This is a genomic window from Undibacterium paludis (assembly GCF_022568815.1).
Classification (GTDB): Bacteria; Pseudomonadota; Gammaproteobacteria; order Burkholderiales; family Burkholderiaceae_D; genus Undibacterium.
On record NZ_JAKZHX010000001.1, the window covers coordinates 384,994 to 398,445 of the forward strand.

11 protein-coding genes are annotated in these 13,452 nt (G+C 53.3%); 6 read left to right on the forward strand and 5 right to left on the reverse strand.

Annotation, left to right across the window (positions count from 1 at the left end):
* Positions 1–32: 32 nt before the first annotated feature.
* A complete protein-coding gene (gene fahA / locus LZ463_RS01820; protein ID WP_241453241.1) occupies positions 33–1,364 on the reverse strand; it encodes a fumarylacetoacetase in 1,332 nt (443 codons plus the stop codon).
* Position 1,365: 1 nt separating this feature from the next.
* Complete coding sequence (gene hmgA, locus LZ463_RS01825) at positions 1,366–2,685, reverse strand: homogentisate 1,2-dioxygenase (protein WP_241453243.1); 1,320 nt, start codon at positions 2,683–2,685, stop codon at positions 1,366–1,368.
* A gap of 111 nt (positions 2,686–2,796) precedes the next feature.
* On the opposite strand from hmgA, the gene LZ463_RS01830 reads away from it, so the two are divergent.
* Positions 2,797–3,705 carry a LysR family transcriptional regulator gene (locus tag LZ463_RS01830; protein ID WP_241453245.1) on the forward strand — a complete coding sequence of 303 codons (909 nt, stop codon included), beginning with the start codon at positions 2,797–2,799 and terminating at the stop codon, positions 3,703–3,705.
* A 128-nt stretch (positions 3,706–3,833) separates the two neighbouring features.
* Positions 3,834–4,970: an alpha-hydroxy acid oxidase gene (locus LZ463_RS01835; protein ID WP_241453247.1), complete on the forward strand. Its 1,137-nt coding sequence runs from the start codon at positions 3,834–3,836 to the stop codon at positions 4,968–4,970.
* Positions 4,971–4,972: 2 nt separating this feature from the next.
* On the opposite strand, the gene LZ463_RS01840 is transcribed toward LZ463_RS01835, so the two are convergent.
* Positions 4,973–6,250, reverse strand: a complete 1,278-nt coding sequence (locus LZ463_RS01840) for a carbohydrate porin (protein ID WP_241453248.1) — start codon at positions 6,248–6,250, stop codon at positions 4,973–4,975.
* 234 nt (positions 6,251–6,484) lie between these two features.
* Positions 6,485–6,967 (reverse strand): Hsp20 family protein, encoded by a 483-nt coding sequence (locus LZ463_RS01845; RefSeq protein ID WP_241453249.1) that lies wholly within the window; start codon positions 6,965–6,967, stop codon positions 6,485–6,487.
* Between the two features lie 267 nt (positions 6,968–7,234).
* Here LZ463_RS01845 and LZ463_RS01850 point away from each other — a divergent pair, with 267 nt between their 5' ends.
* Positions 7,235–7,786, forward strand: a complete 552-nt coding sequence (locus LZ463_RS01850) for a thymidine kinase (protein WP_241453250.1) — start codon at positions 7,235–7,237, stop codon at positions 7,784–7,786.
* A gap of 63 nt (positions 7,787–7,849) precedes the next feature.
* Here LZ463_RS01850 and LZ463_RS01855 read toward each other — a convergent pair whose 3' ends face one another.
* Complete coding sequence (locus tag LZ463_RS01855) at positions 7,850–9,376, reverse strand: cytochrome C (RefSeq protein WP_241453252.1); 1,527 nt, start codon at positions 9,374–9,376, stop codon at positions 7,850–7,852.
* A gap of 317 nt (positions 9,377–9,693) precedes the next feature.
* Here LZ463_RS01855 and LZ463_RS01860 point away from each other — a divergent pair, with 317 nt between their 5' ends.
* The 3 genes from LZ463_RS01860 (at position 9,694) to LZ463_RS01870 (ending at position 13,419) form a co-directional block, all read left to right on the forward strand.
* Positions 9,694–11,193 (forward strand): ATP-binding protein, encoded by a 1,500-nt coding sequence (locus LZ463_RS01860; RefSeq protein ID WP_241453255.1) that lies wholly within the window; start codon positions 9,694–9,696, stop codon positions 11,191–11,193.
* A gap of 8 nt (positions 11,194–11,201) precedes the next feature.
* Positions 11,202–11,888, forward strand: a complete 687-nt coding sequence (locus LZ463_RS01865) for a response regulator (protein WP_241453258.1) — start codon at positions 11,202–11,204, stop codon at positions 11,886–11,888.
* A gap of 118 nt (positions 11,889–12,006) precedes the next feature.
* Positions 12,007–13,419, forward strand: a complete 1,413-nt coding sequence (locus tag LZ463_RS01870) for an ABC transporter substrate-binding protein (protein ID WP_241453261.1) — start codon at positions 12,007–12,009, stop codon at positions 13,417–13,419.
* Positions 13,420–13,452: the final 33 nt, after the last annotated feature.

Here is a 13,452-nt window from a genome sequence, read left to right on the forward strand (position 1 = left end):
GGCGTTTCCTGCAGATGTAACAGGCAGCAGGCTTAGCTCCTGGCTGGCAACAAGGTTCCTGCAACTTCACCAAACCCAACCCGCGCACATCCTTCCTTATGCGCCCAGCCGCGCATGATGATGGTATCACCATCTTCCATGAAAATACGCTGCTCGCCATTGCTCAGGCTCAGGGCTTTCTTGCCACCCTCAGTCAACTCCAGCAAGGACCCGGCCTCTTCCGGCGCTGGTCCAGACTGCGTACCAGAACCAAGCAAATCACCGGGATTCAGGTTGCAACCATTCACGGTATGATGGGTGATCAGCTGCGCGATCGTCCAGTAAGAATGGCGGAAGTTCGACAGCGACAGACGTTCCGCTGGCAGACCTGCTGCACGCATTTTTTCTGTCTGCAACAGGACTTCGAGTTCGATATCGAAAGCGCCGCTTTCACGCAAATCCGGTGCATCGAGATAAGCCATGGGTTGCGGGTCTGCTGCATCGCGGGTCCAGGCACGGCGATATGGTGCCAGCGCTTCCAGCGTCACTACCCATGGTGAAATGGTGGTGGCAAAATTCTTGGCAAGAAAAGGACCTAAAGGCTGATATTCCCAGGCCTGTACATCACGTGCCGACCAGTCATTCAAGAGGCAGAGACCAAAGATATGTGATTCTGCCTTGTCCATAGTGATAACGTCACCAAGAGCATTGCCTGGTCCGACAAAGATACCGACTTCCGCCTCATAATCCATGCGCCTGGCCGGACCAAATACCGGTGTCTCGGATGTAGGTGGTTTGGTCTGTCCTACAGGGCGGCGGAATTGCTGACCAGATACGCCTACCGATGAGGCGCGGCCATGGTAACCAATAGGCACCCATTTGTAATTGGGTAACAAAGGCGCATCAGGACGGAATAATTTGCCCACCGCTGTCGCATGATGGACAGAAGTATAAAAATCAGTGTAATCACCGATATGCGCAGGCAAGGCAAATTCTGCCGCGCTTTGTGCCAGCAGACAGGCTTGCAAGGCGGCTTGCAGGCTTGCCCCTTCGCGCAGGACACGCGACAGGGCCAGGCGCAGTGCCGACCATACCGGTGCACCAAGCGCCATCAGCGCATTGAGGTTATTGGCATTGACGGCATTGGTGAAATGCCCACCCTGCAATTCGGTGTAACCGGCAAAGGCATGGGCTGCATGAGCGGCCGCCAGGTCCAGTATCTGGTCACCGATGGCAACACCGATGCGAAACGCCTGACTGCTGCCCTGGCGACGAAATACACCATACGGCAAATTCTGCAGCGGAAAGTCTGTACCAGACTGGTTGGCCGAAGCAACCCAGCTGCGCAAGTTGACATCATGGGTTTCGTTGAGTTGTACCGTCATTTTATTTTTGCTCCGGATTGAAATTTTTCTTGATACCTTGCCAGCATTGATAGTAATCGGCCTGCAATTGCGGTGCTTCCATCGCAACCCTGGTTGGCTTGATGATGTTACGCGTCTCTATCATGAAGGCCATCGTATCATCAACTTTATGTGGCGTCGTTGTATCTATCGTTGATGCCTTGTCAAATGTCGGTGCATCAGGGCCATGACCACTCATGCAATTATGCAGGCTGGCACCACCGGGGCGGAAGCCGGTGGACTTGGCATCATATTGACCATGGATAAGTCCCATGAACTCACTGGCAATATTGCGGTGGAACCAGGGCGGGCGGAAAGTATTTTCTGCGGCCAGCCAGCGCGGCGGAAAGATCACGAAGTCTATGGTATCGACACCCGGCGTATCACTGGCCGCCTGCAAAACCAGGAAGATCGAAGGATCGGGATGATCATAGCTGATCGAACCTATGGTGTTGAAGTGGCGCAGATCATATTTGTACGGTGCAAAATTGCCGTGCCAGGCCACCACGTCCAGCGGTGAATGGCCTATCTTTGCTGACCACAGATTACCGCTGAACTTGGCCAGCAATTCAAAATCACCTTCCCGGTCTTCATACCAGGCCACCGGCGTCTGGAAATCGCGCGGATTGGCCAGGCCATTGGAACCGATGACGCCCAGGTCGGGCAGTTTCAGCATGGAACCGAAGTTTTCACAGACGTAACCACGTGCCTCACCATCTGGCAATTGCACCTGGAAGCGCACACCACGCGGTATCACGGCGATTTCTTGCGGCTCTATATCGAGCAAGCCCATTTCAGTACGGATATGCAGGCGGCCTTGCTGGGGGATGATCAGCAGTTCGGCATCTGCATCATAAAAGAAACGCGTCGTCATATCGACATTCGCGGTATAGATATGGATGGCGCAACCTGTCTGGGCATCCGCCGAGCCATTGCCAGCCATGGTCATCCAGCCATCGATAAAATCCGTTGCAACATCCGGCATGGGCATGGGGTCCCAGCGCAATTGATTTGGTGTACTTGGTGTTGCTGCAAAATCATTCGTCATGCGGCCATTGCCAATTTGCTTGAACGGCTGGTGCATGGCGGCCGGGCGTATGCGGTAAAACCAGGAACGGCGATTGGCATGGCGCGGAGCGGTAAAAGCTGTTCCCGAAATTTGCTCTGCATACAGGCCATAGGCGCATTTTTGCGGGGAATTCTGGTTTTTTGGCAACGCATCTGGCAATGCCTCGGTTACGAACTCGTTGGCAAAGCCGGTCTGGTACTGCAATTGCACTTCTCTGGCGTCTAGCTTGCTCATGGTCAATCCTGCACTGTGGTTTTAACAGGGCAACTTTAATGCAAAGCTTGCCGTTTTACGATATAAATACAAAAATGTACTACATTCACAAAATCAATAATACAAAACAAGATGCTCGAACCCAAAGACATAGACCTGAACCTGCTGGTAGTTTTCCAGGAGGTATACCAGGAGCGGCAGATATCTGCCGTCGCACGCAAGCTTGCCTTGTCGCAACCTGCGATCAGCAACGCCCTGGCCAGGTTGAGGCGCAGTTTCGATGATGAATTATTTGTACGTACGACCACAGGCATGCAACCTACCGCCCTGGCTGAGCAACTGGCTGAGCCGGTGGCCCTGGCGCTGAACCACATCACTCAGGCACTGAACCGGCAAGAAAGCTTTGACCCGGCCAGCAGCAAACGCCATTTCACCATCGCCATGACCGACGTCGGTGAAGTGTATTTCATGCCCTTGCTGGCGGAACATCTGCACAAACTTGCGCCAAATATACAACTGGCGACCGTACGTGCCAGTGATATCGATTTAAAAACAGAAATGGAATCCGGCCGTGTCGATCTGGCAATCGGTGCCTTTGATCATCTGTCGGACGCCTGGTATCAGCGCCGCCTGTTCCGCCAAAACTATGTCTGCCTGTTCCGTCAAAGCCACCCTCTGGCTGCGGGCAAACTGGAACTGAAAGACTTCCTGACGGCGCGTCACCTGATTGTTGCTTCAAAAGAAAACCCTTATGCCAAGGTCAATCAGAGTCTGGAAAAAGCCGGCATTATCGCTGCTGCCCATCTGCGCGTGCCGCACTTCGTTGCAGTGCCTTATATCGTCAGCAATAATGATTTGCTGGTGACCGTGCCACAAAAACTGGCGGAGCGTGCTGCCCAGCCTTTTGGTTTGCGCTACGTCAAACCACCGCTACGCCTGCCAGCCCTGCAAACCAATATGTTCTGGCACAGGCGCTATAACCAGGATGCGGCCAATCAGTGGATGCGCAGTTTTATCTGCGAACGCTTCCTTGAAGAATAGGTTTTTTGCATGCTCAGCTGAAATTCCTTCACCTGAAGTCTGAAAGCTTTTCCGCCATGGGCCGGTGCTTATCCTCTACACTAGAAGTATTCAATATCTATATTTTCACTATCTTGCCGGAGTAAAAAATGCCTGTCATCACCTGTGTAGAAGATCTGCGCCTGCTGGCCAAAAGACGCGTACCCAAGGCATTTTATGATTATGCCGACAGTGGCTCTTACACAGAATCGACTTACCGGTCCAACACCAGCGACCTGGCAGCCATCCGGCTACGGCAGCGTGTCGCCATCAATGTAGAGCAGCGCTCCACCCGCACCACCATGATAGGCCAGGATGTCACCATGCCGGTGGCAATAGCGCCGACCGGTCTGACCGGCATGCAATGGGCGAACGGTGAAATGCTGGGTGCGATAGCGGCAGAAAAATTTGGTATTCCCTTCACACTGTCAACCATGAGTATCTGTTCAATAGAAGACGTGGCCAGCGTGACCAGCAAACCCTTCTGGTTCCAGCTGTATGTGATGCGTGACCGCGGCTTTGTCAGAGAGCTCATACAAAGGGCAAAGCAAGCCAAATGCTCTGCATTGGTACTGACACTGGATTTGCAGATACTGGGACAACGCCACAAGGACTTGAAGAATGGCATGTCGGTACCGCCCAAGCTAACCCTGGCCAACGTCATCGACCTTGCAACAAAGCCAGCGTGGGCGCTACGCGCACTGACAGGCCGTAAAACCTTTGGCAACCTGGCCGGTCACGTCAAAGGGGGGGACGGCATCGTTACGCTGAGCCAATGGACTGCCAGCCAGTTTGATCCCACCCTGTGCTGGGATGATGTTGCCTGGATCAAGAAGGAATGGGGTGGCAAACTGATACTGAAAGGCATCCTCGATGTTGAGGATGCCAGACTGGCCGTAGCCGCCGGGGCCGATGCGATAGTCGTCAGCAATCATGGTGGCCGCCAGCTTGACGGTGCAATGTCATCGATACAGGCACTGCCTGCGATCGTTGACGCGGTCGGTCACCAGACTGAAGTCTGGTTTGACGGTGGCATACGTACCGGGCAGGATATCCTGAAAGCCACAGCACTAGGCGCCAAGGGCAGCATGATAGGCCGCGCCTTTTTGTACAGCCTGGGTGCGATGGGTGAGGCTGGCGTCACCAAGATGCTGGAGATACTGCAAAAAGAACTCGATGTCAGCATGGCGCTGACCGGCACCAAAGACATACGCGAAGTTGGTCCTGCCAATGTCATCCTGCCCTGATTTCAGAAAGCGACTTCTGTCCGCAAGCTCACGACCCAGGCTTTTTTGAGATTGGCATCCATATTGGGATTGAAGACGCATTGCACCACAGGTTGCACGCTGAGCCAGGGGCGGACCTGCATTTTGTAGGTCGCCTCGACAATGGATTCAAAATTGTCTGACCTGTTCTGCAAACGGTATTTTTCACTGGCACGGGCATAGGTCATGCCCAGTGCCAGCTGATCATCGCTACGCCCGGCAAATGGCCCTACATAATTGAGTCCAAGGTTAACTGACCAGTCAGATTGATTGATATCTTTTTGCGCTGTACCAAAGCGGAAAAACCCCTGCAGACCCTGCCCGGGATGTCCTGCTTTGGGCAACAGGGTACGCTCGGTCAGGACATACCAGCCAAAATTCTTGCGCTGCACATGTCTGCCATTGGCGTACCGACTGATGAGATCATCAAAGCTGGCGCTGTAACGCCAAAAACCGATGGCTGTCTTGTTGAGCGCTTTCTCGTCGCCACCCGGTTTGTCGCCAAAAATACCCAGCTCTGCCATCAGCAGAACGCCATCGCCCTTGTCAAATTTAATATGGCTGCCGCGAGGATTGGCAGGGTCACCCGGGACACCATCAAGCAGGGCCAGTTGAGCATACGTATTCTTGTCAGCAGATCTGTAGCGCAGGCGCGTACCAAAAGAAGCCATGGGATAGATAGGAGGGCCATTCTTGCCAGTCTGTCCGACAGAGATATTCATGCCCATGGCTGGCTGCAGAAATACACCTGAACTGTCCGTCACATAGAACTCGGAATCAATTGCATACAGGCCGACCAGCACAGCCAGTCTGTCATCGAACATGCTTTTTTCCAGCCACAGTTCAGAGAACTGGGCTGTATTGGTTTTGACTTCGATATTATCGACGCCAATGAAACTGCCAATTTTTTGGATGTTCGGTTTGCCACCCAGTTCGCTATGGTACTGGGTATAAGCGGTCCAGCCTTCCCATCCCCATAATTTGTTGAGGTCAAGCCTTGCCCTGGCATCGGTATACGACAGCCATCTGGTACCCGTGGCCATGCCACCAGTTTGATTGCGCACGATGTCGCTACGATGTGTGAAATCCAGACTGACACCCTGGTCCAGCCAGGTCTGGCGCTGACCATTCCAGTCACCCGTCAGTGTATTCAGATTCAGGTCCGGACCATCATCAGCTGCAAACGCAGGAGAATAAATAGTACAGCTCAGACAAAGCAGCAAACCCATCGAGAAAATGCCAGACTTCGGGGTCTTTCTCATAGGAAGCTCGGTAGAATTAATGGGTCATCAGCATGTCACAAATCTGTGCTTGCCTGACCATGTGAAATGTAAGCTAAGGTATTGATTTTGGGCGCTATTTTAACCAAAACCACTATGCTTGCAAGTAAAATTTTTATAAACGCGGAGGTAATAAAAAAAGCATGGGCAAGCCCATGCTTTTTTTACATCCAGATAACCAGGGAACTCCAAGTCATCATGAGGTGGATTCAGTCATCAGGCAACCTGACGTTGCAATTGGTTTTGCATCTGATTTTGCTGTTCCACCAGTTGCAGATTCTCGGCATCGATCAGGATGCGGCGTGGTTTGTGCGCTTCCGGAATTTCACGCACCAGTTCGATATTGAGCAAACCGTTGTCAAGACGGGCACTGACAACCTTCACATGGTCAGCCAGACGGAAACGATGTTCAAAATCGCGTGATGCTATGCCACGGTGCAGGAAGTTGCGTGTGCCTTCGGCTTTTTGGCGGCGACCTACAATCTTGAGCGTATCGCGCTCGGTCTCAATATCAAGTTCGCTGCGGTCAAAGCCTGCTACAGCCATGGTAATGGCGTACTTGTCCTCTGCGATCAGTTCGATATTGTATGGGGGATAGCTCGGTGCATTTTCCGCACGCTGGGCATCATCAAATAACTGGGCAAGGCGGTCAAAACCGATAGCAGAACGGTACAGGGGAGCGAAGTCAAAATTGCGCATGATAATATCCTTATAAATTGAAGCGATATGAATTAAATTTTTTAAAACTGACTATTACTACTCATTGCGAAATTGCCATGTCCACCATGTGGTTCCCGGCAACTCTTGCAGACCTCAACTGCGAGCATCTGCTGAGTAGAAAATGGTACTGGTTCAAGAGGTTTCAAGACCCTGAAAAAAAATTTCTTCAATTATTTTTTATCATGGACGAGCTGTTGTTAACAACCATACATAAACAACAGCTATCAGAACAAACAGGAAACAGGCATGGCCAAGCTTTACTTCAGATATTCAGCAATGAACGCAGGAAAATCCACCGCACTTTTGCAAGTGGCGCACAACTATGAAGAGCAGGGGCAAAAGGTTCGACTGTACACGGCAGCGATAGACAACCGTTATGGCGCAGGCAAGGTCACCTCGCGTCTGGGACCACAAAGACAGGCGGAAGTCTTTGACAGTCATTTTAATTTCCTGGAAGAAACGCCCAAAGTCAGTTGCGTACTGGTTGATGAAGCACAATTCCTCTCTGCCAGCCAGGTCAGGCAATTGCATCAGCTGGCACAAGTACGTGGCGTACCTGTCATCTGCTATGGCTTGCGCAGCGATTTCCTGGGTGAACCATTTCCAGGGTCAACCTATTTGCTGGCACTGGCAGATGATATAGAAGAACTCAAGAATATCTGTACCTGTGGAAAGAAGGCGACGATGAATATCCGCGTTGATGAGAATGGCAGGCGCATGAAAAGTGGCGAGCAGATTGATATCGGCGGCAATGAACGCTACCAGCATGTCTGCGGCCGCTGTTTTTACGCTGAATAAAAAAATCTGCAGAACAGCTTGCACTATTCTGCAGACTTCGTTTGACTATCTATCCAGATTTCCTCAAAGCACTTTCAGGAACTCTGTCAGGTCGGCAATCTCCTGCGGTGTCAGGCCGATATTGAAACGTTTGTCATAGAATTTCACGACATCGGTCAGCTCCGCCGTTCCACCATTATGGAAATACGGTGAGCGTGATTCTATGGCACGCAGGCTGGGTACCTTGAAGCGGCCTATGTCTTTCCATTTACCGGTGTTCATGGCGGCACCGGGATCGGTGGTTTCGATAATCTCACCCGTCGCTTTATTCTTCAGTGTGTACAAGGGCATGTCAGGTGTACGCAGGCTGGCATCAGCAATCCCTGTGTTGAACAGACGCGGTACAGAATGCGATCCTGCGTTTGGTACGCTATGGCAGCTGGTGCAGGTAGCACGTTGCAAAGGCAGGCGCAATTCATCATTGAAACCAGCCACCCGCGTGATATTGAATGGCTTGTTATTGAATATCTGCTCCCCCCTGGCGATGGATGCCCTGGCCAGGTTTTGTGCAGTCGGCGGCTGGGGTGGTTGCGGTGGTCTGCCCTGCACTGGCGGATTAGGTGGTGCAGGTCTGTCGAGCCCACGCCAGCTGCCGAACATGTTCATGACATTGCGATCAAATGCAGCACCAGTCTGGTAATCACCGGCTTCAAGGTCATTGATGCCGAAATAAAAATTATTACGCATCAGTTCAAGCGGCCCGCCTTTCGCGCCGGCATCGGTCAGGCTGCCAGCAGCATTGCTGCTGGCCTGCGCTGTGAAAAGGGTTTTTTCAAAATCGACGATGCTGCGCTGCTCTGCTGCGGTCAGCCCTTGCGCCGCCTGGGCATGGCCGGTCACTGCACTATTGGACTGGTGCAGCAAATCAAAATCAACCGCGGCAAAACATTGCAATGGCCGGGTATTGCGTATGCACAGATTCGACTTCGCATCAGTGAATGTTTCGCGTGCATCCCACATAACGGTGCTGGCAAATTTCAAATTCGTCGTTGGCAATGGTCTGCGGAAAAGGGACAATTCTTTGGCACTGGCATAACCATAGGGATCATCAACCTTTACCAGAGTGAACTCGGCATCTGCCGGCACCGGCAAACCCACCCGTATCACCCCCTTGGTCAGCAGCATGCTGTAGGCCAGGCGTTTCTGGTCGATGGTGCCGATCAGGGCGTTGGGCGAATTGGCCCCGTCATTCAAGCGGAAAATCGGGTCACTGCCATTTGACTGGGCAAACCTGTCCTGTATCAGTGGTGGTCGCACGCTCCAGCCCTGGCTCTCCTGATGGCAGGTAGCGCAACTGCGGCCATTGCCAAATGCCTTGAAGAAGGGATTGTTCTTGTCCAGGCTACCTGTAGTGCTGACTGTCAGTGCACTGCCCTCTTCATTGGCGATAGGCACCAGTGAGGGCGGGTCGGCCGGTGGTGGCGCCAGGTTTGCCACTGGTGCGGCCGCCGGTACTGCTGCCGGCACCGTCGCCGTGCTGGCCTGGCCCAGGCTGGCAGAGTCACCGCCACAGGCGCTAAGGCCAACCAAAGTCATTGTCAGCAAACTCATATGCATGCCTGTTTGCCAACCCGCTTGCACCCGATGCGTGATCATTTTTTTCGTATCCTGTCCTGTTTTCATTGAAAGTCTCCCTCGAGATTGTTCATTTTTGGCTACTCGTCAAACCCGGCGTGCACCGCTCAAAGTTTTGAGACTGGGTGAAGGATGAACTCTGAATGTGGAGAAAAAATGGAGAATAAGAATATTTTGACTGTGGCAAAATCACACAAAAGATGTCTGAATATTTATTGCCTTGATACTCCATGATTCCTCCATCATTGGCTGGCATCATGGCAAATCAATACTATCTGCAGGAGCCCTGACGTATGCGCCTCACCATTGCCCGCAAGCTTGCCGTGGCGACGACTGCCGTCGTCATACTCAGCATAGGCACGCTGGCCTGGGTTACCAGCCAGAACCTGAAGAGCGGATTTATCGCTTATCTTGGCGACCTGGAAAAACAGGACCTGGTCAGGCTCAGCAAAATGCTGGCGGAAGACTATCGCCAGAATGGCAATTTTGACCGCTTCCGCGAAAACCGTCGCCCCATGCGCGACCTGCTGGACCAGATACGCACGCAGCCACGTCCGGCCAATGAAGATGCTGCTCCACCACCGCCCAGGAGGGGACCGCGACAGGATGGTGATGACCGCCCGCCACCTCCGCCGTCGCGCGCCCACGACAGGCCGCCACGCGATGCCCCGCCAGAGCAGCGCCCCCCCATAGACCCGATGGGCTTTGGTCAACGCCTGTCATTGATAGACAAGGATGGCAATGCCCTGATAGGCCCCGCCGACGCACCCGGCGGCACGGTCTACCCCATCATGCTGGGCCAGGAAAAAGTGGGCAGCGTCAGACTGGCGCCACTGAGGCAATTGTCCAATGCCAGCGCCATCGACTTTGTCAGCGTACAGATACGGCATACCTTGTGGGTGGCGGCTGCCCTGATACTGGTCGCCCTGATATTTTCCATCTGGCTTTCGCGACACTTGCTGCGCCCCTTGAAGTCCCTGCATCAGGTGGCGGCGCAAATATCCAAGGGTAAGCTTGATGCACGCGCTGTCATCATCAGCCGGGACGAGCTCGGTGACCTGGCCAAAGACATCAATGTGATGGCGCAAAACCTGGAACGCAATGAGCGGCAGCGCAGCAAGATGCTGGCCGATGTATCACATGAATTGCGCACACCGCTGACCGTGATACAGGGCGAGATTGAGGCGCTGATAGATGGAGTGCGCCCGACAACCCCGGCGTCGCTGGAATCCCTGCATGCGGAAGTCCGTCACCTGAACAAGCTGGTGGATGACATACGCCAGTTGACGCTGGCAGATGCGGGGGACCTGCACTACCAGTATCAACGTATGGATTTCCCGCCTTTTCTTGACGAGATATTACAGCGCTTCAGTCTGCGCATAGAACATGCCGGCCTGCGCCTGGAAAGTGTGTTTCACGATTCGCACATCTGGCTGCAAGGGGATAGCCTGCGTCTGACCCAGGTGCTCAGCAATTTGCTGGAAAACAGCATACGCTATACCGACAAGGGCGGGAAGATACTCTGTACCCTGAAACGCAACGGCGCCCTGCTGGAACTGAGCATAGAAGACAGCGCACCTGGCGTACCTGCAGGCAGCCACGAACTCCTGTTCGACCGGCTGTACCGGGCCGACAGCGCGCGCAGCCGCGCCAGCGGCGGCAGCGGTCTGGGGCTGTCTATCTGCAAGGTCATCATGGAAGCACATGGCGGGCGCATCAGCGCATCACCATCACGACTGGGTGGGATCAGTATCTTGCTACAATTACCCTGTCTGCCCGGTTCAGGAGAATGAGCAAGATCATGGAAACCACCAATGCCCGCATTTTGATTGTTGAAGACGACCTGAAGATCGCTGCCCTGCTCAGGGATTACCTGCTGGCCGCCGGTTACCGGGTGGAGCATGAAGCCAATGGCAAACTGGCCCTGGACAAATTGAGGCAGGAACAACCCGACTTGATCTTGCTTGACCTGATGTTGCCAGGACTGGACGGTCTCAGCATCTGCACTGAAGTACGCAGGTTCAGCCAGGTCCCCATCATCATGCTGACCGCCAAGGTAGAAGAAGTTGACAGGCTGGTCGGCCTGGAAAGCGGCGCCGATGATTATGTCTGCAAGCCCTTCAGTCCGCGTGAGGTTGTGGCACGTGCCAGGGTGCACTTGCGTCGCACCATGACGACACAGCAGCCTGGCGGGCAAGCGCGCTTTTTCATCGACAGGGAACAATTGCGCATACTCGTTGATGGTATTGCCCTGAGTCTGACGCCAGTGGAATTTCGTTTGCTGGCCGAATTGATCAGCCATCCGGAACGGGTATTTTCACGCCAGCAACTGCTCGACTTTGCCCATGAAGACCAGCGCGACATCAATGACAGGACGGTGGATTCGCATATCAAGAACATACGCAAGAAAATCCAGTCCCGTCTGCCGGATCATGAGTGCCTGCACTCCGTGTATGGTGTTGGTTATCGTTTTGAATTACCGCATTAATATCGCCCTCTGCGGCAGGGTTGTTTTTTGCGCCTGACGGCTTTTTTCAAGAAAATAAGCTGCCTGACGACAGACTGCTGCGCTGATAATGGTATTTTCTTCTTTGTCTCGACTGTCCATGATCTTGCACATCGCCACACTGAAAAGACTATTCCATATCGACCCAGTCAGCACTGACGCCGTTTGCCATCCGCTCAGTTCCCTGCTTTACCAGACACTGATACGCATCAACCGCTCTGGTGATGCCGCCACTGCCGAACTGGCTGCAGACTGGATAATCAGTGCTGATTACCGCCGGTTTTCTTTCACGCTGGCAGAGAATTTTTTCCATGACGGGCGCCCGGTATTGGCATCCCATGTCGCCCATAGCCTTGCCCGCCATGTCTGGCCTGATTCGCCATCCATCTTTGCTGAATTATTGCGTGAGCTGATCGTCGGTGCCAATGAATGCGTCACGGGTGAGATACCAGCTGGCCTGTATGCCGACGACGAAAAAAACCATCTGCTGATCCACTTGAAACAGTCTTACTGCCCTTTTCTGGAGGTGCTGGCGCATCCGGCCATGGGTATCAGTCTGCAGTTGAATACAGGACAGATACTGGGATCAGGCCCCATGTGTCTGTCTTCAGAAGTCCATCAAACCGACGATGATGCCGGACACTGGCAACTAAGCAGGCACACGGCCTATGCGGGCCAGCGTCACCTGCCTGAACAGATCAGCATTTTACGTTATGCACATTTTGATGAACTGGCACTGGCTTACCAAGGCGGACAGCTTGACGCCGTCCTGCTTGAGCGCAAACACCAGCTCAGGCTGGATGCCATGCCTGGTGCCCATTCCAGTCATTTGCGCGATCGCTGGGCTGGCATGCTGATCATGAATGCTGCCGGCATTTTTGATCAGCGTGAACTGCGCAGGGATTTTCATGCGCTGGTACAAAAGCAGGCTCACCAGGACCTGGGAGCGGCTTACCACGCCGACTTCATTCCGGTAGATATACTCAGGCCGACAGTATTACCGGTACATGACATCAGTCCCGGAGATTTTCAGATACGCTGGGCGCGACATTTCCTGTCCGGCCCGGTGCGCATCATTTATGCTGCCGGCCGCGGCCCGCTCAGCGCAGGCCTCGATTGCGCCATCACGGTATTGCAGGCATGCGGCATAGCTTATGAACTGATCATGACCGAAAATCCGGCGCAGGTTTATGAAGTCGTGGCGACCGGTAATTTTGATCTGGTCGCCCGTGGCTGGATACAGGATTATGACGATGCAGATCAGTATGTCGGTATGTATGAAAAACAGGCCCCGCAGGCACAGGCACGCTCAGCCTATCTGGAATTTTACGCCGCCATCGCCGCAGCCAGATTTTTACCCGATCCACAGCAAAGATTATCGGCCTACGCCACGGCGACCGATCAATTGAACGCGCAATATTTGTACATCACGATTAGCCGCGATCATCACAGGATATTCCATCGAGAGAACCTCAGGCTGCAAACAGGATGTCGCGACCCTTTTGACCTTTAAAGACATGCATACATGACTCTCCAAAAACATTTC